The 21,828-nt window shown below is 63.4% G+C and carries 19 protein-coding genes; 8 read left to right on the top strand and 11 right to left on the bottom strand.

Going from position 1 to position 21,828, the window contains the following annotated elements:
- Nucleotides 1–119: 119 nt before the first annotated feature.
- Nucleotides 120–1,286: a cysteine desulfurase family protein gene (locus IB272_RS09880; RefSeq protein ID WP_060585119.1), complete on the bottom strand. Its 1,167-nt coding sequence runs from the start codon at nt 1,284–1,286 to the stop codon at nt 120–122.
- A 224-nt stretch (nt 1,287–1,510) separates the two neighbouring features.
- Here IB272_RS09880 and IB272_RS09875 point away from each other — a divergent pair, with 224 nt between their 5' ends.
- Both IB272_RS09875 and IB272_RS09870 read left to right on the top strand, forming a co-directional pair.
- A complete protein-coding gene (locus IB272_RS09875; RefSeq protein WP_034794344.1) occupies nt 1,511–2,188 on the top strand; it encodes an alpha/beta hydrolase in 678 nt (225 codons plus the stop codon).
- Between the two features lie 205 nt (nt 2,189–2,393).
- Complete coding sequence (locus IB272_RS09870; RefSeq protein WP_060585117.1) at nt 2,394–3,212, top strand: alpha/beta hydrolase; 819 nt, start codon at nt 2,394–2,396, stop codon at nt 3,210–3,212.
- 11 nt (nt 3,213–3,223) lie between these two features.
- On the opposite strand, the gene IB272_RS09865 is transcribed toward IB272_RS09870, so the two are convergent.
- Together IB272_RS09865 and IB272_RS09860 are read right to left on the bottom strand one after the other, a co-directional pair.
- Nucleotides 3,224–4,423, bottom strand: coding sequence for a GGDEF domain-containing protein (locus tag IB272_RS09865; RefSeq protein WP_060585115.1), 1,200 nt, complete (start codon nt 4,421–4,423; stop codon nt 3,224–3,226).
- 140 nt (nt 4,424–4,563) lie between these two features.
- Nucleotides 4,564–5,685, bottom strand: a complete 1,122-nt coding sequence (locus tag IB272_RS09860; RefSeq protein ID WP_113135731.1) for an anhydro-N-acetylmuramic acid kinase — start codon at nt 5,683–5,685, stop codon at nt 4,564–4,566.
- Nucleotides 5,686–5,785: 100 nt separating this feature from the next.
- Here IB272_RS09860 and tyrS point away from each other — a divergent pair, with 100 nt between their 5' ends.
- A complete protein-coding gene (gene tyrS, locus IB272_RS09855; RefSeq protein WP_034794357.1) occupies nt 5,786–7,039 on the top strand; it encodes a tyrosine--tRNA ligase in 1,254 nt (417 codons plus the stop codon).
- A 150-nt stretch (nt 7,040–7,189) separates the two neighbouring features.
- Here the strand turns inward: tyrS and IB272_RS09850 are convergent, their stop codons facing one another.
- Nucleotides 7,190–10,582 (bottom strand): DUF3971 domain-containing protein, encoded by a 3,393-nt coding sequence (locus tag IB272_RS09850; protein ID WP_192444360.1) that lies wholly within the window; start codon nt 10,580–10,582, stop codon nt 7,190–7,192.
- 411 nt (nt 10,583–10,993) lie between these two features.
- On the opposite strand from IB272_RS09850, the gene IB272_RS09845 reads away from it, so the two are divergent.
- The 5 genes from IB272_RS09845 (at nt 10,994) to IB272_RS09825 (ending at nt 15,871) form a co-directional block, all read left to right on the top strand.
- Nucleotides 10,994–11,461 carry a peroxiredoxin gene (locus tag IB272_RS09845; protein ID WP_060585113.1) on the top strand — a complete coding sequence of 156 codons (468 nt, stop codon included), beginning with the start codon at nt 10,994–10,996 and terminating at the stop codon, nt 11,459–11,461.
- An 8-nt stretch (nt 11,462–11,469) separates the two neighbouring features.
- Nucleotides 11,470–12,297 carry a ferritin-like domain-containing protein gene (locus tag IB272_RS09840; protein WP_113135732.1) on the top strand — a complete coding sequence of 276 codons (828 nt, stop codon included), beginning with the start codon at nt 11,470–11,472 and terminating at the stop codon, nt 12,295–12,297.
- 104 nt (nt 12,298–12,401) lie between these two features.
- Complete coding sequence (locus tag IB272_RS09835; RefSeq protein ID WP_060585112.1) at nt 12,402–13,736, top strand: M23 family metallopeptidase; 1,335 nt, start codon at nt 12,402–12,404, stop codon at nt 13,734–13,736.
- 185 nt (nt 13,737–13,921) lie between these two features.
- Nucleotides 13,922–15,430, top strand: coding sequence for a DEAD/DEAH box helicase (locus IB272_RS09830; RefSeq protein ID WP_034794369.1), 1,509 nt, complete (start codon nt 13,922–13,924; stop codon nt 15,428–15,430).
- A gap of 9 nt (nt 15,431–15,439) precedes the next feature.
- Complete coding sequence (locus IB272_RS09825; protein WP_060585110.1) at nt 15,440–15,871, top strand: NUDIX domain-containing protein; 432 nt, start codon at nt 15,440–15,442, stop codon at nt 15,869–15,871.
- Between the two features lie 187 nt (nt 15,872–16,058).
- On the opposite strand, the gene IB272_RS09820 is transcribed toward IB272_RS09825, so the two are convergent.
- The 7 genes from IB272_RS09820 to IB272_RS09790 form a co-directional block, all read right to left on the bottom strand.
- Nucleotides 16,059–16,376: a TfoX/Sxy family protein gene (locus IB272_RS09820; RefSeq protein ID WP_034794374.1), complete on the bottom strand. Its 318-nt coding sequence runs from the start codon at nt 16,374–16,376 to the stop codon at nt 16,059–16,061.
- Nucleotides 16,369–17,997, bottom strand: a complete 1,629-nt coding sequence (locus tag IB272_RS09815) for a molybdopterin-binding/glycosyltransferase family 2 protein (protein ID WP_060585109.1) — start codon at nt 17,995–17,997, stop codon at nt 16,369–16,371. Before IB272_RS09815 ends, IB272_RS09820 begins: the two co-directional genes overlap by 8 nt.
- Entirely contained in the window at nt 17,994–18,695 is a 702-nt protein-coding gene (locus IB272_RS09810; RefSeq protein ID WP_113135733.1) for an XdhC family protein, read from the bottom strand. Before IB272_RS09810 ends, IB272_RS09815 begins: the two co-directional genes overlap by 4 nt.
- Nucleotides 18,696–18,697: 2 nt before the next feature.
- Entirely contained in the window at nt 18,698–19,030 is a 333-nt protein-coding gene (locus tag IB272_RS09805; RefSeq protein WP_034794382.1) for an XdhC family protein, read from the bottom strand.
- A complete protein-coding gene (locus IB272_RS09800) occupies nt 19,027–20,322 on the bottom strand; it encodes a VWA domain-containing protein (protein WP_060585105.1) in 1,296 nt (431 codons plus the stop codon). The genes IB272_RS09805 and IB272_RS09800 overlap by 4 nt, the downstream gene beginning before the upstream one ends.
- Nucleotides 20,322–21,248 (bottom strand): MoxR family ATPase, encoded by a 927-nt coding sequence (locus IB272_RS09795; protein WP_060585103.1) that lies wholly within the window; start codon nt 21,246–21,248, stop codon nt 20,322–20,324. Before IB272_RS09795 ends, IB272_RS09800 begins: the two co-directional genes overlap by 1 nt.
- A gap of 125 nt (nt 21,249–21,373) precedes the next feature.
- The gene (locus IB272_RS09790; protein ID WP_082572787.1) at nt 21,374–21,823 is read right to left on the bottom strand and encodes a flavin reductase family protein; all 450 of its coding nucleotides are present in this window, start codon (nt 21,821–21,823) and stop codon (nt 21,374–21,376) included.
- Nucleotides 21,824–21,828 lie beyond the last annotated feature (5 nt).

Below are 21,828 nucleotides of genomic sequence, written 5' to 3'. Positions count from 1 at the left end.
CCGGCAGCTTGTCAACACGATGCGCTTGGCACACCGCTTATGTAATGGCTAAAAGGCGCTTTTCACCCTGTTTGCCAAGCGGAAAATTGCTTTTCCGCAATTTCGTCCGGTCGTTCCGCTCAGGCTGCTTGCCCGGGCGCCCGTCTCCTTGCTGCTACCTTTGCAAAGACCGCGGCGCAACGGTCGATATCAGCCTGTGTCGTGCCCTCGCCGATCGAGATCCGAAGTGCGCCCTGGCGCGGATCGTAACCCATCGCCGTCAGCACGTGGCTCTGCCCGACCTTGCCCGAGGAGCAGGCGGAACCCGCCGACAACGCCACACCTTCGAGATCGAAGGCAATCTGCCCGGTCTCGGCCTTGAGGCCAGGAAGCGTGAAGAAGATCGTGTTGCCAACGCGCGAAACGTCGCGGCCGTGAATAACCACGTCGGTTGCCGCGGCCAGCATCTCGCCTTCGAGCATGTCGCGCAACGCGCTGACCACGCCCATTCGTTGGCCGACATCTTCGCCGACCTTCCGGGCGGCCGCTGCAAAGCCGGCAATCGCCACCGGATTTTCAGTCCCGGAACGGTGCCCCTTTTCCTGTCCGCCGCCGCGGATCAGCGGTGCGGGCATCATAACCTCGCCGCGCGCCACCAGCGCGCCGGCGCCCTTCGGGCCGCCGATCTTGTGCGAAGAGACGATCAGGAAATCGGCGCCGAGGTCTTCAATCGAAAGCGGCACGCGGCCGGCGGCCTGCACCGCGTCGACGACGAGAATGCCGCCATGGGCGCGAACGATCTCGGTGATCTCGGCGATCGGCTGGATGATGCCCGTCTCGTTGTTGACCAGCATGACGGCAACCATCGGCAAGCCGAGCTGGCGATCATGCGCGGATAACAGCCCCCTCAGCACCGGGAGATCGACGACGCCGTCTGAAATCACCGGGATTTCGCTGAGGGCTTCGCGCGGAAAGCGTCCGCCTTCGCGCACAGCCGGGTGCTCGATCGCCGAGGCATAGAGCCGGCCGATCTTCAGCGGCGTGCGGCCCATGCGGAAATCGGGCGTAAGCACCAGGTTGGCCGCTTCCGTGGCGCCGCTGGTAAAGATGACGCTGCCAGGCTTGGCGCCGCAGAGCGCTGCCACGTCGCGACGGGCGTTTTCGATCAGCGTGCGCAACGCGCGGCCCTCTCCGTGAACGGAAGAAGGGTTGCCAAGGAGGTCGAGCGCCGACAGGCAAGCCTCGCGCGCTTCGGGCAGAAGCGGCGCCGTGGCGTTCCAGTCCATATAGATGCGTGAACTCGACATGATTTCCTTCGCTAGATCAACAGGACACAGGCCCGCAACCTCTGGCGATGCATTTTCCTTGAATTTTCCGCGCCGCTTGCCTTATGAGACGAAGCACAAGGCGGAATGCCCGCACAGAAGTTTTGAACGGTTCTAAACTAGGTTTTAGAAAAGCTGACTGCTTTCGTCAAGACTCATCGCGATCTGAACCCAAGATTCGAACCAGGAACACTCCCGGAGAGCCAATGCCCGAAATCATCTTCAACGGACCCGCCGGCCGCCTCGAAGGCCGTTATCAGCCTTCGAAGCAGAAGAGCGCGCCGATCGCCATCATCCTGCACCCGCACCCGCAGTTCGGCGGCACGATGAACAACCAGATCGTCTACCAGCTCTTCTATATGTTCCAGAAGCGCGGCTTCACCACGCTCCGGTTCAACTTCCGCGGCATCGGTCGCAGCCAGGGCGAATTCGACCACGGCGCCGGCGAGCTTTCGGATGCGGCATCGGCGCTCGACTGGGTGCAGAGCCTGCATCCGGATTCGAAGAGCTGCTGGGTTGCCGGCTATTCCTTCGGTGCCTGGATTGGTATGCAGCTCCTGATGCGCCGCCCGGAAATCGAAGGCTTCATGGCCGTCGCGCCACAGCCGAACATCTACGACTTCTCGTTCCTCGCGCCCTGCCCGTCCTCGGGCCTGATCATCAATGGTGATTCCGACAAGGTCGCGCCGGAAAAGGACGTCAACGGCCTCGTCGAGAAGCTGAAGGCGCAGAAGGGCATTCTCATCACCCACAAGACGGTGCCCGGCGCCAACCACTTCTTCAACGGCCAGGTCGAAGGCCTGATGACGGAATGCGAGGACTACCTCGACCGTCGCCTCAACGGCGAACTGACACCGGAGCCGGCCGCCAAGCGTATTCGCTGAACACCCGGGCCACGTACAGGAGCGCCGCGTACCCCTTCGGGTGCGCGGCGTTTTTTATGGACAAATGCGCCCCATGGTCGTGCGCCCGAAGGCTGCAACAACTCTCACCCGATAGGATGAGTTTCAGCGCCGTGTGATCGGCGTATAGTGCAAGTCTAGGCTGTCTGGGTGGGGCAGAGCCGAGCAGCATTCACGGGAGGGAGCCATGCCGCAGGTGTCGAATGTGTCGGCGTGCGAGCCGAGGTGGCTAACCCTGCCAGCCACTCCGCAGCCTCCTGCTGGCGGACGAGAGGGTGTTGTCGAGCGCGCGGACGCCAGGATCTGGCACGCGGTGTATGGTTCAGGTGCTCCCGTCATTTTGCTACATGGCGGGCTCGGCAATTCCGACTATTGGGGGCTTCAGGTCACGGAGCTCGCCAAAACCTGTCAGGTCATCGTGATGGACAGCCGGGGTCACGGACGCAGCTCCCGAGGTAGTGGGAGCATGAGCTATGATCTCATGGCAGGCGATGTCATGGCACTGATGGCTCACCTGAGGTTGCCAAAGGCGGTTATCATCGGCTGGAGCGACGGCGCGATTATCGGGCTCCTGCTGGCGATGCGGCATCCCGATCTCATAGCCGGTGTCTTTTCCTTCGGGGCGAACAGCAATCCATCCGGAACACACGATTTTACCAAGAGCGTCGTCTTCAACGCCTATATCGCGCGAACGGGCGAAGAGTACACCCTGCTGTCGTCGACGCCAGGCGGATTTAAGCGCTTCTTCGACGAGATGATGGCGATGTGGACTTCGCAGCCGAACATCACGGCCGACGACCTTCAGAAAATCCGGGTCCCTGTCTGGGTGGTGGATGGCGACCATGAGGAAGCCATCAAACGGGACGACACGCTGTTCATCGCCGACAACATTCCGGGGGCCGGCCTGTTGATCCAGCCTGAGGTCAGCCATTTTTCGATACTGCAGAACCCGCACCAGTTCACCGAAGACATCCTCCGGTTTCTCCGAGAGAAATGCATCACCTAGACGCCGGTCGTCTATGACCGCCCGATCCAGTGTGGAACGCTTGGGTTGACGACCGTGGTCGGTGCTTCGGCACATTCGACACGGTTGCGACCGTTGGCCTTGGCTGTATAGAGCGCCTCGTCGGCGCGCTGTATCACCGGATCGAGCGCCTCGCCGATGCCGACGGCCGTGACGCCGAAGCTCGCCGTCACCCTTGCTGCTTCCGGAAGTCCGCCGATCTGCTGGGACATGATCGCCGCACGCATGCCGTGGGCGACGACGCGCGCTTCGGATAGATCCGTGCAGGGCAGAAACACCGCGAACTCTTCGCCGCCGAGACGGCCGGCGACGGCGCGGTTGGGCATCACGTCCATCAGCACCCGGGCGAATCGGCGAATGACTTCGTCGCCCGTGAGGTGGCCATAGGTGTCGTTGACCAACTTGAAGCGATCGAGGTCGGCGAGAATGACTGTTCCCGGCGTCTGGGTGGTGCGGGCGTGCAGGAGCGGCATGACCCGTTCGATGAAGCCACGGCGATTGTAGAGGCCGGAGAGCAGGTCGATTTCCGAGCGCGCCTGCGCGTCGTCGACAATCTCCTTGACCATCACGCCGAGCATGGCAAGGCCGGCGCCGACGATGAGGATCGCACCGAGCGCCTGCGAGATGAGCGCAAACGGGCTGGAAACATAGTCCTGGGCCGTTACGCCCGAGCCTGCGACGACCGCGGCATAGATCTTTACGAGGTAGTAGGCGGCCGAGAGCGCCAGCAGGCCGAACAACAGCCAGTCAAAGAAGGTGCGACGGCCGGAGCGAAGGACGACCGATGCCGTCCACGCCTGGATCACGACAAAGGGCGCCTGGTACGGGATCGCATGCTCCCAGGTGCCTCTCGGCAGGTCGTAGATCGCCAGGTCCAGGGAAACGCCGGCGACGAAGAAGGCGCCGAGCAACGGCACGCGCACCGGCACTTGATAGAAAAGGCCGAGGCCAAAACGCAGAAGACAGAAGCCGCCGAGCACGCAGGCAAAGGCGCTGACGGCAAAGAGCCGCGGGGTCGAGGAAAAGGGAACGATCGTTTCGCAGACGGCTGCAAGCGAGGCGACGGCAAATCCGGCAGCGCACCAGAGCGCCGCACGCCGCTGCCGGCTCTTTGCGGCAATGATGAGAAATGCGGCCGTGAAGATCTGCGCGATGATGAAATTCACGGCCAGCAGAGAAATCGCACCACCCATCGACGAACCCGAAACCCTCGTGCGGCACCAAGCCGCTCCTCGCCACCTCCAGTGGCAGCGGCTGAGATCCTAATTCGCTGTTGCGAAAATTTGATTAATCCGTTGGGATGACGGACTTATGGCGAAACGCGAGATCAACTTCAAGTTCTTGCCGCGCGCCGGCCGCCGCTGACCGGTTGCCGCACGCCCGTCGTTCCCGGATAGGTAAGCGGCAGGCCTCGCAAGGCACGCACGGCGAGGTAGGCCCAGGCCTCGGCCTCCATCGAATCGCCGTTGAAGCCCACCGCCTCCGCCGCAAGCACTGTCGCGCCCTCTACTTCGGCAAGCGAAGCGAGGTCACGCATGATCACGGGATTGAGCCGGCCGCCGCCGCAGACGACATAGGTGACTGGCCGCTGTGGCAAGTGCCCCGCCGATTTGATGATCGCTGCCGCCGTGACATGGGCAAGCGTACGTGCGCCGTCGGCAAGGCCGGCATCGCTTCCGGCCGGTGGTGCAAAATCGTTCCGGTCCAGCGAGCGGCGCGTGGCCGCGGTGAAGAAGGCATTGGTGAGATAGCGTTCGGCAAGCGCCGGCAGCACCGTTCCCTCGCTGGCGATCATGCCGCCCTGGTCGAAGGGAATGCCGGCATGCGCTTCGACCCACTGGTCGATCAGCGTGTTGCCGGGACCGCTGTCATAGGCAATGAGCGTCTCGCCTTCGCCAATGAAGGTCAGGTTGGAAATGCCGCCGATGTTGACGAAGACAACCGGTGCTGGAAGGCCGGCCGCGCCTCGCGCCAGTGCTGCGTGGTAGGCGGGGATCAGCGGCGCACCCTGCCCTCCATATTCCATGTCGTTGGCGCGCATGTCGTAGACGACATCGATGCCCGTTTCTCCGGCAAGGAGCGCGCCGTCGCCGATCTGCACCGTCAGGGCCTCGTCTGGGCGGTGCAGCACGGTCTGTCCGTGAAAGCCGAGCACGTCGATATCAGCCGCCGACAGGTTGTTCTGTTTGAGGAAGGTCCTGACCGCTTCTGCGTGTCGCAGCGTCAGGTCGCGCTCAAGCGGATCAAGGGCGCCCGGCCTTTGGTCGCGTTGCGTGATCGCCTTCGCTTCGACCAGTCCCTGCTTCAAACGATCCCGAAATTGCGCGTCGTAGGGAAAGCTGGCAGATGGTCCGCGCTCGACGACGGTCTCCCCGTCGGTTCGCAACAGGGCCACGTCGATGCCGTCCATGCTCGTGCCACTCATCAGGCCGATTGCGGTTCTTGTCTGTGTCATGCGGGTCAATATTTCCAGAATCACTTTTGAAGTGATTATGCGCAAAAACAGTGCTAAACGCCCGTTCGTTCAAAAACTCCCCCCGCAAGAGAGACAGATCATGTCCGGTTTCAAGTCCGATTTCCTTCACACCCTCAGCGAGCGTGGCTTCATCCACCAGATCTCCGACGAGACTGGCCTGGACGAACTGTTCCGGAAGGAAACCGTGACGGCCTATATCGGCTTCGACCCGACGGCGCCGAGCCTGCATGCCGGCGGCCTGATCCAGATCATGATGCTGCACTGGATGCAGGCGACCGGCCACCGGCCGATCTCGCTGATGGGCGGCGGCACCGGCATGGTCGGCGACCCGTCCTTCAAGGACGAGGCTCGCCAGCTGATGACGCCGGCGACGATCGACGCCAACATCGCCAGCATCAAGACGGTGTTCTCCAACTACCTCAGCTATGGCGAAGGCCCCAAGGACGCGTTGATGATCAACAACGCCGACTGGCTGCTCGGCATCAACTACCTCGAATTCCTGCGCGACGTCGGCCGTCATTTCTCGGTCAACCGCATGCTGTCCTTCGACAGTGTCAAGACGCGGCTTGATCGCGAGCAGTCGCTGTCCTTCCTCGAATTCAACTACATGATCCTGCAGGCCTACGACTTCGTCGAGCTGCACAAGCGCACCGGCTGCCGCCTGCAGATGGGCGGCTCGGACCAGTGGGGCAACATCATCAACGGCATCGACCTCGGCCACCGCATGGGCACCGAGCAGCTCTATGCCCTGACCTCGCCGCTTCTGACCACCTCGTCGGGCGCAAAGATGGGCAAGTCGGTCAACGGCGCCATCTGGCTGAACCCGGACATGCTGTCGGCCTATGACTTCTGGCAGTACTGGCGCAACACCGAGGATGCGGACGTCACCCGCTTCCTGAAGCTCTACACGACCCTGCCTATGGCCGAGATCGATCGGCTCTCCGAGCTTGGCGGCTCTGAGATCAACGAGGTCAAGAAGATCCTGGCAACCGAGATCACCGCCATGCTGCACGGCCGACCGGCCGCCGAGCAGGCGGCGGAGACCGCTCGGAAGACTTTCGAGGAAGGCGCGCTCGCCGCCGACCTGCCCTCGGTCGAGATCCCGACTGCTGAGCTTGAAGCCGGCCTCGGCCTGCTGACGCTGATCGTACGCGCCGGTCTTGCCGCTTCCAACGGCGAGGCTCGTCGCCATGTCCAGGGCGGTGCCGTCAGGATCAACGACGAGGCCGTCAGCGACGAGCGTCGGATCATCGGCACCGGCGACGTGACCGCCGACAATGTCGTCAAGCTGTCGCTCGGCAAGAAGAAGCACATTCTGGTGCGCCCGGCCTGAACCGGAGCGCCACTCAAGAATTTGAAGGGCCGGCCCGACAGCGCCGCGCGTCTGTTAAGACGCGCAAAGGTCGCTGTAGAACTTTGAAGTGCTGCATGTTTTGTCCTTAAATCGGCGACGATTTAAGGACATGCAGTGCGTCGGCCTTCTTCATTGGAACTCGAAGATGCTGCGGAAGACGCCCGGCGCGATGATCGACAAAGGATTGATCGTCAGCTTCGGCTGGTTGAACGGGCCGTTGAGCTTGAAGGTGATGCCGAGCAGGCCGCGGTCGCGGCCGTTGCCGAGCAGTACGCCGATCAGCGGCAGTTCGCCGAAGATGCGGTTCAGCCCATAGGCCGGCATGAAAGTGCCAGTCATGTCCATGATGCCATTGTTGTCGCGCACCGTTCCCTGGAAGGTCGCGCCGACATCGGTGCCGCGCAGTACACCGCCTTCGACGCGAATCGCGCCGCGATCGAGCGCCAGTTGCGCGAAGCCGCGTTCGAAGCGGGCCGAGCTGACGTCGATGTCACGGCGCACGGCCTGGTTCAGGCTTCGGCCGTCGGCACCGGTGGGCGTCGACACCATCGATTGCAGGCGCTGCTCGCCGACCAGCTGGAACTTTCGGATATCGACGCTGCCGCGCCAGGAGCGTCCGCCACGGTCACGCAGTTTGAGATTGAGCAGGCCGCCGCGCATGTTCTGGTAGATGTCGGCAAACCGCGCCAGCGCGCCGGCATCGCCCGTGGTCAGCTCTAGCGTGTTGTCGGCACCGGCCTTGGCGAGCCGGGCCACCAGCGCCTGACCGCTGCTCGTCACGGCCGAGAGGTTGACGTCCTCGATCTGACGTCCGCGCTCGCCGTAGACCAGATTGACGTTCGAGAGCGATTCGCCATTGAAACCGGTGACGCGATCGAGCTGGGCCTTGATGGCAATGTCGTCGCCACCACCCTGGTTCTGGTCGCTTCCGGTCTTCAATTGCGCCAGGATCGGCCTGATATCGGCTGCAGCGCCGCTGAGCGACGCCGTGTAGCCGCCCCTGGTGCGGTCGATGGAGACCTTGAAGTCGTCGCCCTGCGCCAGGCGGACATTGTCGAGATCCGCCGAGAGCAGACCGCCATCGTCGATCTGCAGCTTGCCGCGCGCACCAAAGCCGTCGCCGGCAACCGCGAAATTGCTGATTGTTGCGATCTTGCCGTCCATCGAGGACGTGAACTGCGCCTCGGCCGGAATCCCGACGCCCTTGCTCCAGCCGATCCAGGGAAGCGAGAGCTGGGCTTTCGTGAGGGCGATCTCTGCCGTCTGCCGGCTCGCCTCGTCGATTGCAACATCGATCGTGATCGGTCCGGAAACGATCCGAGAAAGCCCAGGTATCAGTTTCTGCCAGACACCCTGCTCCAGCGAGCCCGAAATCTCGCGCGAGCGCTTGACGGTCGAACCGGAATCGACCGGTTCCGTCAGCGCGACCTTGACCTTCGCGCCTTCGATACGGGCATCCGCATCGAGGACCGCCTGCTGGTTATCGACCCGAAATGTGCCGACGAGATCCTCTACGGCGCGCCCGAACATGGCCTTCTGGACCGTGACCTTATCGAGCTGCATCTGTACCTGATAGAGCGGCTTCGGCGGCTTCTGATCCGAGATCAGGCCGAAACGGGCGCCCACGACGGCCGACAGAGGACCGCTGAAATCTTCCGGCAGCAGCGGGGTCTTTTGCAGCGCCTGAATCGGCTTGTAGCTCACGAGCTCGGCGATCGCATCGGCATCGCCGCCAACCTCGATCTTCATCTCCGCCATCAGTGGTTTCGTGTAGACGTCGGGAAGGATGAAGTCGCCGCCGTTGAGCGCGACCGCGCGTCCAGACGGGAAGAAGGCAGTCCCCTTCTCGATCTCGGCTGTCATGCGCTGGCCGCTCAGCTTGAACTTGCCGGAGGTGTCGCGCAGCGGGGGTATCTCGCCGGTGATGTTGATGCGCGTGTCGTCGATATCGAAGTTGATATTGAGCTCCTGCTCGTTGAGCTTGAGCTCGCCTTCGTTGGTGGCGATCCGCCCCTCGGCGACCGATACTTCGATGCGGGCATTGGTGACCGTGCCGCCGAAGAGGTTGGCGATCGCCCAGCGCCGCGCGCCCTTGGCCAACCACCACGGCCACAATTGCTTGACGGCGGTCGCCTCCATGCGATCGCTGACCGAGGCGAAGCTGATCTGCGGTGATGTCTTGCCGAAGGCGACGGAAAGCGATCCGAACATCGAACCGAGCGGGGTCGACACGGCGAGCTGGTCGAAGATCAGTTGGCGCTTGTCCGACACAAACCGGCCATTTGCCTTGGCATCGAAGATCAGTGGCGCGTCGGCGACGTCTTCCGGGGCGGAGCTTGCGTTCTTGAGCAGGAGGTCGATGGCAAACCCCTTCTCCGTTGCGCCGGCAATCTTGTCGAGGTCGATAATCGCCCCGGTAAACGGAAAGGTCGAACGGCCGATCTTGACGGCCGACGGCAGAATTTCGACGGACGAGCGCTCGAAGTCATAGGCGACGTCCATTTGCGAGGCATTGAGCGTCGAGACGAGGTTGCCCGCGTGGAACTCGCCCTTGGACGTGCGCACTGTCACGCGCAGATCCGGTTTCGCATTGCCCGCGGCCCGCGTCGCCTTCAGCGACAGCCCGGCCGATGCGACGACGCCGAAGGGCGGCTCCGAGCCGACTTTACCGTGGTAGAAGAACGGTGCGAGCGGCAGATTGGTGATCGACGCTTCGAAGCCGGTCATGTGCCCCTTGTCGCCAAGGGCGTCGGCGCTGAGATCGACGTCCACCCCGTCGACGGTGACGCTGCCCTTGACGCTCATCGAGCCGCCGGCGTCACGGTTGAACTCGAGCGCGTTGGCGACGACGGGCACGACGCGATCGCGGGAGCCGATGACGGAGAAGCTGAAATCCGACAGCGTGACCTTCTGGCTGCCGCGGCCGGCCGCCATCTGCGATATGCGGTCGACGTGGGAGAAGATTGCCTCCAGCGTATCGCCAACGTCGGCAATGCGGATCTTGGTGAGATCGAGCGGTTCGCCGCGCGGCAGCAACCCGGAATCGAAATCGCCGCCTTCCGCTTCGAGGTTGGAGACGGCGATGCGTCCGGTCATCAACGCCAGCGGGTCGAGCGCGATCGAGATCGCGCGGAGCTTGGCGACCGGCTGGCCTGAGGACGCTTCGCTGAGCGCCACTTCGCGGGCTCTGAGCGCAATCGCGCCGCCCGCGGTCATGCGCACCACAGTGCTGCCGACCTCTACGCGGTAGGCATCGCCGAGCGCTGCATTGAGTGCGGTGCGGGCGCGCGCGTTAAGCGTGCTGTCCATCACCCCGCTTTCGATGACGACAATGAGGATCGCCGCGATGGAAAGTGCGAGCAGCGATGTCAGCAGTGCGATCTTGGCACAGAAGCGCGCGGCTTTGTTCTTGCGCGGCGCGTGCACGATCATGGGTTCGTGCGCCTGCGCCGAAGGCAACGCATGCAACGCGACGATGTCTTTCTTGCGAAAGCCGACTTTTTCGCCGCGGATCTCACTCATCAGCGCGGGCGTCCTCCATACGATACGAGCTTCGTCGTCGCCCTCCGTCTCTGTCATTTCGGGGCGACCACTTCTCGCTTCTTGTAGACCACATGTCATCGTGCCGAGTCACCAAGGGACGCGGGACCATGCTGTGGAAAGCGACCACCTGCGATGGAATTCGCGCGCGCAGGCGACTGCAACGTTTCGTAGCGGCCCATGCCGTCCGAAACCTGTCGAATCTAGCACAAATGCGCTGGACGGCAGTCGACGATTTTCGCTATGCCCAAGAGCGCCGCGTGCCTTGTGGCGCGCAAATGTCGCTCGACTAGCTTGAGCACTGCACGTTTTGCCCTCTGGTCGGCAAAGACCAATGAAAACATGCAGTAGCGCCCGATTGTCTGCAAAACTTGGCGGAAGGAAGGTTTAATCATGGCAAGACCCGGTCCCGGAGATGTCGCTCCCGACTTCACCCTGCCGCGTGACGGCGGCGGTACGATTTCGCTCTCGGCCCTGCGCGGCCGCCCGGTTGTTCTGTTCTTCTATCCGAAGGACGATACGCAGGCCTGCACGCTTGAGGCGATCTCGTTTTCGGAATTTGCCGACGACTTCGCCGCAGCCGGCATCGCCCTGATCGGGCTTTCGCCCGACTCGGTGAAGAAGCACGACCGCTTCGCCAAGAAGCACAACCTGACGGTGCCGCTCGCTGCCGACGAGGAGAAGTCGGTCGTCGAAGCCTATGGCGTCTGGGTCGAGAAGATGATGTACGGGCGCAAGTACATGGGTGTCGAGCGCAGTACCTTCCTGATCGGCGCCGACGGTGTCGTCGTCAGAGTTTGGGAAAAGGTGAAGGTGGACGGCCACGCCCGCGAGGTCCTTGACGCCGCAAAGGCGATCTGAGGGCGCCGATGACGGAGTTGCCCGTGCTCCACAGCCTGCGGGGCGGTGCAGTCGAAGCGATCCGCGCCGCCGACCTCGAGGTCAAGACGGCGCTCGCGCAGGAAGCCGCCCGGCGCTGGCAGCGCCGCACGCTGTCGCTGCGCTCGCCGCTCGACCGGCCGGTGCCGGTGCGCCCGGGCCGACCGGACAAGCCGGTGCTGACGCCACCGACGCAGGTCAAGCGCCGGTCTCTCGGTTCGCTGAAGGGCCGAATCGCACTTCTGCACTCCATCGCCCATATCGAATTGAACGCCGTCGATCTCGCCCTTGATATCGTCGCCCGCTTTGCAACCGAGCCGGTGCCCAATTCCTTCTTCGACGGCTGGATGCGTGTCGCCTTCGAAGAGGCGAAGCACTTCCGCATGGTCCGCCAGCGCCTGAACGACCTCGGCGCCGACTATGGCGACCTGCCTGCCCATGACGGCCTCTGGCAGGCGGCGCACGATACGCGCAACGACCTGACGGCGCGGCTCGCCGTCGTGCCGCTCATTCTCGAAGCGCGCGGTCTCGACGTGACGCCAGCGCTTCAGGCCAAGATGCGCGAAACCGGCGACTTCGAGAGTGCGGCCGTGCTCGACGTCATCTACGAGGACGAGAAGGGCCACGTCGCCGTTGGCGCCAAATGGTTCCGCTTTCTCTGCGCCCGCGAGAAGAAGGACCCGGCAGCGACCTTCCAGCAGCTGGTGCGCGCCAATTTCCGCGGTCCCCTGAAGGCGCCGTTCAACGATATCGCCCGCGCCGAGGCCGGCCTGACGCCGTCGTTCTACCGCTCGATGACCGCTTCGACCAATCGATAGCGGACATCACCTTCCCGCAATCTTGCTTACCGATTGTTAACCCTAACAAAGTGTAATGATCCCCAGGTGATGCGAGGCAACGCGCACATGGCGGGAGAGAACGGGTGTCTGGACATCAGGCAAATCGTACCTTTGGAAAACGCAAGCAGAATCACGTCCTGATCCTGGCCAGCGGCGACAAGGTCCGGCACATGACCGTGCGCCCGTGGATGGCGGCGATCGCTGTCTCCTTTGCAGGCGTCTGCAGCATCGGCTATCTCGCGGCCACTTCCTATCTGGTTTTGCGCGACGACCTGATCGGCGGCACGATTGCCCGCCAGGCCCGCATGCAGCATGAATACGAGGATCGGATCACCGCGCTGCGGGCGCAGGTCGATCGGGTCACCAGCCGGCAACTGCTCGACCAGCAAGTGGTCGAGGAAAAGGTCGAGAAGCTGCTGCGCCAGCAGATGGCGCTGACCTCGCGCAACGGAAAGCTCGGCGCCCTGGTCGAAAGGGCCGAAAATTCCGGCGTGACGACCGCAACCGATGCGCCTGCGGCCGTCGAGCCGCTTGCCTATGAAAAACGCGCCGATGCGAGCAGCAGCGGCAGTGTCAAGGCAATTGAGAAGCTGATGGGACTGAACGTTGCGCCGGTCAGTGCTGCAGCTGTCCCCGCCCTCGCCTATGCAGCACCCGATGCCGGCGAATCAAGTTCCGACCGCGCCGACCGGATTTTCTCAAAAGTGACGCTCTCGCTGAAAGATGTCGAGCGCGAGCAGATGACGCGGGTCCAGCGACTGACGGACGGCGCGGCGAAGACGTCGGATGCGATTCGCTCGATCGTCGGGCGCACCGGTGTCGACCTGCCCGTTGACGATGTCGCCGAGTTGATTCCGGCCAACGACATATCCGGCTCCGCCGAGACGGCGATCGGCGGCCCCTTCGTCGAGCCTGTGAACGATGACGATTTCGGCCGTTCGCTTGCCGCGCTCGATACAGCACTCCTGGAGCTAGACCGCACGCGCGCCGAGGTCCGCAAGCTGCCCTTCGGCAACCCCTCGCCGGCCAGCGACATCACCAGCGATTTCGGCAACCGGCTTGATCCGTTTCTCGGGCGTCTGGCGCTGCATGCCGGCATCGACTTTCGCGCAACGGTCGGCACGCGCATCCGCTCGGCAGCGCCTGGAACGGTGACCAATGCAGGGTTGACGGGCGGCTATGGAAACATGGTCGAGATCGACCACGGCAATGGTGTCGCGACGCGCTACGCCCACCTTTCCACCGTGCTGGTGAAAGCCGGCGACCGGGTGAAGGCTGGCGAAGTCATTGCCAAGTCCGGCAACACCGGGCGCTCCACCGGACCGCACCTGCACTATGAAATCCGGCTGAACGGCAATGCCGTGGATCCCATGCGGTTTCTGGATGCGAGCACCAAGCTTGCAAGCTATATGAACTGACGCTACCGCGCGGTTCCGCTTGACAAGAAATGCGACAGATTCGCCACTATTTACCTTTTACTGCTTCAACGTGCTGGATTTCTTGACTTTCGGCGGCGTTCAGCTTAAGAGCGCGGCCACGTGCTCGTGCGTTTTCCATCGATCGATCAGTGTTCTATTGAACCGGAACGGAAACAGATTTCCCTTTGACCAATTTTGCTGACCTTGGCCTGAGCCAAAAAGTTCTCTCCGCTGTCACCGATGCGGGCTACACAATCCCGACCCCGATCCAGACAGGCGCTATCCCGCCGGCGCTGCAGCGTCGTGATATTCTGGGCATCGCCCAGACGGGCACGGGCAAGACCGCTTCGTTCGTGCTGCCGATGCTGACGCTGCTCGAAAAGGGCCGCGCCCGCGCGCGCATGCCGCGTACGCTCATTCTGGAGCCGACGCGCGAACTCGCCGCACAGGTCGCAGAGAACTTCGACAAGTACGGCAAGAACCACAAACTCAACATCGCGCTTCTGATCGGCGGCGTGTCCTTCGACGAGCAGGACCGCAAGCTTGAGCGTGGCGCTGACGTGCTGATCTGCACGCCCGGCCGCCTGCTCGACCACTTCGAGCGCGGCAAGCTGCTGATGAGCGGCGTGGAAATCCTGGTCATCGACGAAGCCGACCGTATGCTCGACATGGGCTTCATTCCCGATATCGAGCGCATCGCCAAGCTGATCCCGTTCACGCGCCAGACGTTGTTCTTCTCGGCGACGATGCCGCCGGAAATCCAGAAGCTTGCCGACCGCTTCCTGCAGAACCCGGAGCGCGTCGAAGTCGCCCGCCCGGCTTCCACGGCTCAGACGGTGACGCAGCGCTTCGTTGCGGCGCATGCCAAGGATTACGAGAAGCGCGCGGTACTGCGTGATCTGATTCGCGCCCAGGACGAACTGAAGAACGCGATCATCTTCTGCAATCGCAAGAAGGATGTCGCCGACCTCTTCCGTTCGCTCGACCGCCACGGCTTCTCCGTCGGTGCGCTGCATGGCGACATGGACCAGCGGTCGCGCATGACGATGCTGGCCAACTTCAAGGACGGCAACATCAAGCTGCTCGTCGCCTCCGACGTTGCGGCCCGCGGCCTCGATATCCCTGATGTCAGCCACGTCTTCAACTTCGACGTTCCGATCCATGCGGAAGACTACGTCCACCGCATCGGCCGTACCGGCCGTGCCGGCCGCTCGGGCGCGTCCTTCACGCTGGTGACCAAGCGCGACACGAAATTCTCCGACGCCATCGAAAAGCTGATCGGCCAGAAGGTCGAATGGCTGAACGGCGACCTTTCCAATCTGCCTGAGCCGATGGAAAGCCACGATACCGGCCGCCGTGAACGCGGTCGTGATGGCCGCAAGGACCGGAAAAAAGATGGGGATCGCGGCTCCAAGGCCCGTTCCGATCATAAATCCGATACCGTGCGCGCCGATAGTGAGGCCGAAATTGAAACAGTCGTGGAAAGGGCGGAATCGGTGAAACCGGCACGCAGCGCAGAGAACAAGCAGGCACAGAACAACCGTGGCGATCGTCCGGTGCGTGCATCGAACCCTGCCAACGACGACAATCGCGACCGCCGCAACCGTCACCGCCGCGACTATGACGACGGCCCGACGCCCGTCGGCTTCGGCGACGAAATCCCTGCCTTCATGCTGATTGCCGGCAAGGCCTGATCCGAAAGGATGGGCCAGCCGGGCATCGATTTTCCGGGCTTCGGCTGCGGACTTGTCATCGTGCGCGATGGCAAGATTCTGCTCTACAGGCGCGTCAATGCGCCTGAGGCCGGGCATTGGAACATCGTTGGCGGCAAGGTAGATCACATGGAGCGTTCGCAGGCTGCGGCCTGCCGCGAGGCCGAAGAAGAATCCGGCCTCAAGATTGGCTCGACCGAATTCCTCTGCCTCAGCGAACAGGTGATCGACGCCGACCGCCAGCACTGGATCTCTATGATCTATGTGACCCGGGATTTCTCAGGTGAACCTCAACTCACCGAACCGGACAAGCTTTCCGAATTCGGCTGGTTTAGCCTCGACGCCCTGCCCCAACCGCTATCCCGCTTTACCGCCGATGCCGCCGAAGCCTTGCGCAGGCATGAACAGGGCGTCGCCGCATAGCAGCCGCCCACCGGGGCCGGTGTTCTTCGTGCGTCCCTCGTTCTGTGCATTGCTGGTGCCGCTGTCGGCGGCGTTCCGCGGGCACCAACGGATCCGGCCGATGTCACTTAGGCGCGACGATGGGAAACGTGGTGATCGTGTCAATATTTTCATCTGAGGCGCAGCTGCCGCGCATAGGCTGGACGGCCTACTTCCTGGAGCGTAGCGCCGCCTCATAGGCAAGCCGCACCCACCGCGCCATCTCGTCGGGATCGTCGAATGCGTCGTCCGGAATGCTCCAATAGGGCATCTTCACCGGCTTGCCCTTGCCGTCATAGGCCCATTGCCGCGAACCGGCCGCCTCCAGCGCCGGCGCTGTTTGCTCGTCGCCCTTCAGCAGAATTTCGCCATCGACCTCAAGGGCGAAGATCACACCCTGGCAATAAATGCCCTTGCCGCCGAACATCCGCTTGATGGTCACCGGCCCGAGGACTGCGAACATGTCTTCGATTGCGGCATTATCCACGCGTCTGTTCCTCCAAGATACCGCCGGCGGCGACGATCTGTTCCGGCGTGTCGAGATCGAGGCGCGCCGCCGCGCCGAGTTCGACATCGATGACCGGCAGCCCGCTCTTTTCGATAATGTGCCTTGCACCAACGTCTCCGACCAGTTGCTTGATCGCCGAAAATGTCTGTCGCGGCAGGATCACCGGATTGCCGCGCTGTCCGCCTGCGGTCGCGCGGATGATGGAGCGGCCACCTTCGGCGACGAAACGTTCGATGAGACGGCGCAGATCGTCGCCGGTAATCCCGGGCATGTCTGCAAGCATCACCAGCATGCCCGGCGCCCGCACCCCGACTGCCGAAAGCCCGGCCGTCAGCGAAGAGGCCATGCCCGAAATGTAGTCGGGGTTGGAAACGAACGTCACCGGCAGCCCTTGCAGCGCGTGGCGGATATCGGCCTCGCGGTGGCCGGTCACGACGCTGACCTTGCCCGGAGCGGCCTTAAGCGCGGCTTCGACGCTGCGGCGCACGAGCGGCACGCCATCGAATGTTGCGAGAAGTTTGTGCCCGCCGTCAGCGCCCATACGGCTGGCCCGGCCAGCGGCCAGAACGACGACTGAAACCGAGCCGGATGGCAACTCCGTTGCATGTTCGCGTGGCTGCGGCCGGGTCGAGATCTCACTCAACAAGCCGCCGACGCCAAGGCCGGTAATATCGTCGAAACTCGGCCACTCGCCGGCAAGGATCCGGTCGAGGATCCAGTCGAAACCATTCTCGCGCGGGCTGCGGGCGCAGCCGGGTGCACCGATGACCGGCGTTTCGCCGACGCGGCCGAGAACGAGAAGATTACCGGGGTCAACAGGCATTCCCACATGATCGACCACGCCGCCGGCCCGCCGGATCGCCGCCGGAATGACGTCTTCGGGATCGGCGACCGCCGAGGCGCCGAAGACGATCAGCAGGTCGTGCGTTGATCGCATTTCGGCGATCGCCGCCCCCACGGCGTCTTCCCTATGCGCGACGCGCCGTTCGGTGAAGAGTTCGCTTCCGGCCTGTCGCAGCCGTGCTGCGAGGATGGCATGGGTCTTGTCCATGACCTGGGATTTGAGATTCGGCAACTCCGTTGCTATCAAGGCCGCGCGGCGCGGCGCAAACGGCTTGACCTCGAAGGCGCGATGGTCGCGCAGAAGCCTCTCCGCCTGCTCGACGAAGGCGCCGGCGACCGCAAGCGGGATGATCTTGATCGTTGCGACCATATCGCCGGGCTGCACCGGCATATGGTCGTCGAGACAGGCGAAGGTGATGGAGGGATCTAGGCGGTTCAAGCGATCGACAATTTCGCGGCTCGCAACGAAGAGGCCGGCGACCTCGGAATAGACGTTGACGCGGCCGGTCGCTGCCCGCGAAAACCGGAGATGATCGGGGGCTACGGCCGCGGCAATGCGCGTGGCTGCCTCGTCTTCCGGGAGGTCACCGGCATCAAGGCGGGCGGCCACCACCTGCTCGACGCCTGCAGCGGTCAAAGCGACGATGTCGGCGGCTGTGACCCGGTGCCCCTTCGGCAGCCTGGCATCACCGACCTTCACCGCATGTGCGAGCATCGCGCCCTCTGCTTCTGCGACCTTGATCGGGCCGAACCTCATACTCCACTCCCTGCGGAAGCAACGTCCCGCCGTCGCAGCGCCTCGATGATTTCGGCGAGGATCGCAACCGCGATTTCGGCGGGACTTGCCGCGCCGATATCGAGACCGATCGGCGCACGGATGCGGGCCATGTCGGCATCGGCGACACCCGCATGCCGCAGTCTTTCGATCCGTGTGGCATGTGTCTTGCAGCTGCCGAGCGCACCGACATAGAAACAACCGGCCGACAGTGCCGCCCGGATCGGTTCGTCGTCGATCTTCGGGTCATGCGTCACGGCGGCAAGTGCTGTGAAGCGGTCGAGCGGTCTGAGTTTCAGGGCGTCCTCCGGCCAATCGGCGATGAGGTCGACGCCGGCAAAACGTTCCGGCGTGGCAAAGGCCGTACGCGGATCGATGATGGTCATGTCGAAGCCGGCAACGGGCGCAAGCTGCGCCAGGGCCTGTGAAATATGCACCGCGCCGATGACGAGGATGCGCGGCGGCGGCAGGTAGACATTGAGGAAGAAGGAGCCCTGCCCGGTTTCGACGATCCCGGCCCGGCCGGACCGCAAGGCACGGGCAACGGCTTCGCGCCAGGGTTCTGGACAGTCGTCGCCTTCGAGGTAGACGCGGACACCACCGGTAAGATCGCTGACGGTGACGGCGGCGCGGCGGGCTGCGCGCGCAAGATTGAGTGTTTCCAGGATCGCCTGTTCCATCGTCAGCCGTTAACCCGTTCCACGAGGACCCGGATCCGGCCGCCGCAGGAAAGCCCGACGCGCCAGGCGGTCTCGTCCGCGACGCCGAAGTCGAGAACGCGCGAGGTGCCAGAGGCGATCACGTCGGCCGCTTCGGTGATGACCGCGCCCTCGACGCATCCTCCCGAAACAGAGCCCTGAAAATTGCCCTCACTATCGATCACCAGATGGCTGCCGACCGGCCGTGGCGCCGAGCCCCAGGTCTCGATCACCGTTGCGATCGCCACCCGGCGTCCTTCCTTCAGCCAGGCTTCGGCGATGTCGAGCGGATCGAGAACATTGACTGCCTGCCTCATGCCTGCCACCTCCCATGCGCGCCGGTCACCGTGGCCCGGCCAGGATCAAGGAACCGCCGCGGGTCCGCCTGGCGGGAGCGCTGCCCGGACAGCGCCTTCACCAGTTCGCCAATCGATTCAAGATTGTGCACGGCCCGGAATTCGTCAACATGCGGCAGTATCGCCCGCACACCGCGCGCCCGCGCCTCGAAGCCGTCGAAGCGCAGCAGCGGGTTCAGCCAGATCAGCCGCCGACAGGATCGGTGCAGGCGGTCGATTTCGATTTCGAGATCGGCGACATCATCGCGCTCCAGACCGTCGGTGATCAGAAGCACGATCGCGCCCTGCCCGAGCACGCGCCGCGACCAGCGCCGGTTGAACTCATGCAAGGTCTCGCCGATGCGCGTGCCGCCGGACCAGTCCTTGACCGCAGTGACGCAGTCGTCGATCGCCGCATCGGGATCACGATTGCGCAATTGGCGCGAGACATTGGTCAGCCGGGTTCCGAAGAGGAAGGTATGAACGCGCCGCCGTTCCTCGGTCAGCGCATGCAGAAAGTGCAGAAAGATGCGGGTGTACTGGCTCATCGATCCGGAGATGTCGGCGAGCACGACAAGCGGCGGATGGACGACGCGCCGCTCCCGAAACCTCGGAAGGATCAGTTCGCCGCCAAAGCGCATGGCGTCGCGCATGGTGGCGCGCGGGTCGATGCGGATTTGACGCTTCGAGGGGCGGAAGCGCCGCGTGACGACGCGGTCCATCGGTAGCGTCAATGCCGAAAGCGCGCGCTTGGCCTCGGCGAGCTCGGCAACGCTCATCTGCGCGAAGTCAGCCCGGCGCAGAAGCTCGCGACCGGAGACCGTGAAACGTGCATCGACTTCGATCTCCGGCTCGTCGCGCGGCGGTCGATCGGCCTCGTGACCAGAAAGCAGCGCGTCGCTGACGCGGGTCTCGCCTGCCCGGCGCTGCTGCCGTTCGCTCTCGCGTTCCGGCGCCAGCGGCGACATCATCGCGATCATTTTTTCGACGAGACCGCGCGACCGCCAGAACAAGCGAAACGCCTCGTCGAAGACCGGCTGGTCCTCGTGACGTTTGACGAAGACGCATTGCAGCGCGGCGTAGAACGCGTCCCGTCCACCGATCCCGATCAGCGCCACCGCATCGATGGCGTCGGCGATGGCGCCTGGCCCGATCTTGATGCCGGCGCGCCGGAGCGCGCGCGCGAAGAAGACAATATTGTCGGCAAGCCGTCCGTCGCCTGCCGCGATTTGCGGGGGAACATCGTCCCTGTGCTGTTCCCGCGCCTCCGTCATCAGCTTGCCGCCAGCAATTCCGCCTTGACCTCGGAGAGCAGCTTTCGCCCCTCTGCCCCCTCTATCCTGGCGATGTCGTCCTGGTATTTGAGTAGGGTGCCAAGCGTATCGGCGATCGTCTCTGGATCGAGCGCCAGCCGGTCGAGTTCCGTCAGCGCCGTTGCCCAGTCGATGGTTTCGGCAACGCCCGGGTTCTTGAAGAGGTCGATCGTGCGCAGCCGCTGCACATAGGCGATGACTTCCCGTGACAAGGTGGCATTGCAGCCGGGAACCTTGCGGCGAATGATCTCCAGTTCCTGTGCCGCCTTGGGATAATCGACCCAATGATAGAGGCACCGGCGCTTCAGTGCGTCATGGATCTCGCGGGTGCGATTGGTGGTGATGATGACAACAGGCGGTTCGTGCGCCCGGATCGTACCAAGTTCCGGAATTGTCACCTGGAAATCGGACAAAACTTCCAGCAGGAACGCCTCGAAGGCTTCATCTGTCCGGTCGAGCTCGTCGATCAGGAAAACGGGCGCGCGCACCGAATTGGAGGAAATGGCCTGCAGAACAGGACGGCGGATCAGGAAACGTTCGGAGAAGATGTCGCTTTCGACCCGCTTGCGGTCGACCTTGCCGGATGCTTCCGACAGGCGGATTTCGAGCATCTGCGCCGGATAGTTCCACTCGTAGACCGCCGAGGCGACGTCGAGCCCCTCGTAGCATTGCAGCCGGATCAACGGCCGGTCGAGCGCCTTGGCCAGAACCTTGGCGATCTCCGTCTTGCCGACGCCGGCTTCGCCCTCAAGAAAAAGCGGGCGCTTCATCCGGAGTGCAAGAAACAGCACCGTCGCCAGCGCCGTGCCGGCGAGATAATCATGTGCCTCCAGCAGTGCCATCGTCTCTTCGATGGACTGTGGCAGGCCCGTTGCCGCCTGTGCCATGTCTCCTCCACCACGGCCCGAATCGATCGCTGGATGCTGGAAGGGGGCAAAATCCACCGGCCAACTCAACGACTTAGAGCGATCTTCTCATGTTGCGATGAGCAGTCGACCGCTGAGCAAAAAACTTATAGCGAGTGGTATCCGCGGTCCACATAAATGAGCGGCGGGCGGGACGGCCCGATCGCGACGTCGACGACCTCGCCAAATAGCACCAGATGCGTGGCGATCGTCTTCACCTCGACCAGACGGCAATCGAAAGCGGCGGTGGCATTGACGAGGATTGGCGCACCGGTCCTAAGCCGCGTCCACTGTCCGAGCGCAAAACGCAGATCCATGTCGAGCTGGTCGCGGCCGGAGAAGCCATGGGCAAGCGCCCGGTGCTCGTCGCCGAGCAGGTTGAGTGCAAAGCTGTCGCTGCGCGTGAAGATATCGTTGCGCGGATTGGCGCCGTTCAGGCAGACGAGAACCGTCGGCGGGCTATCGGAAACCGAGCAGGCCGCAGTCACAGTGACGCCGCGCCGCTCGCTGCCGTCAGCGGCGGTGATGATCTGCACGTGACCGGCCAGGCGGCTCATCGCGT

This window comes from Ensifer sp. ENS08 (assembly GCF_014852195.1).
In the GTDB taxonomy this organism is placed as follows: domain Bacteria; phylum Pseudomonadota; class Alphaproteobacteria; order Rhizobiales; family Rhizobiaceae; genus Ensifer; species Ensifer adhaerens.
This window is presented reverse-complemented; position numbering and strand designations above follow the sequence as displayed.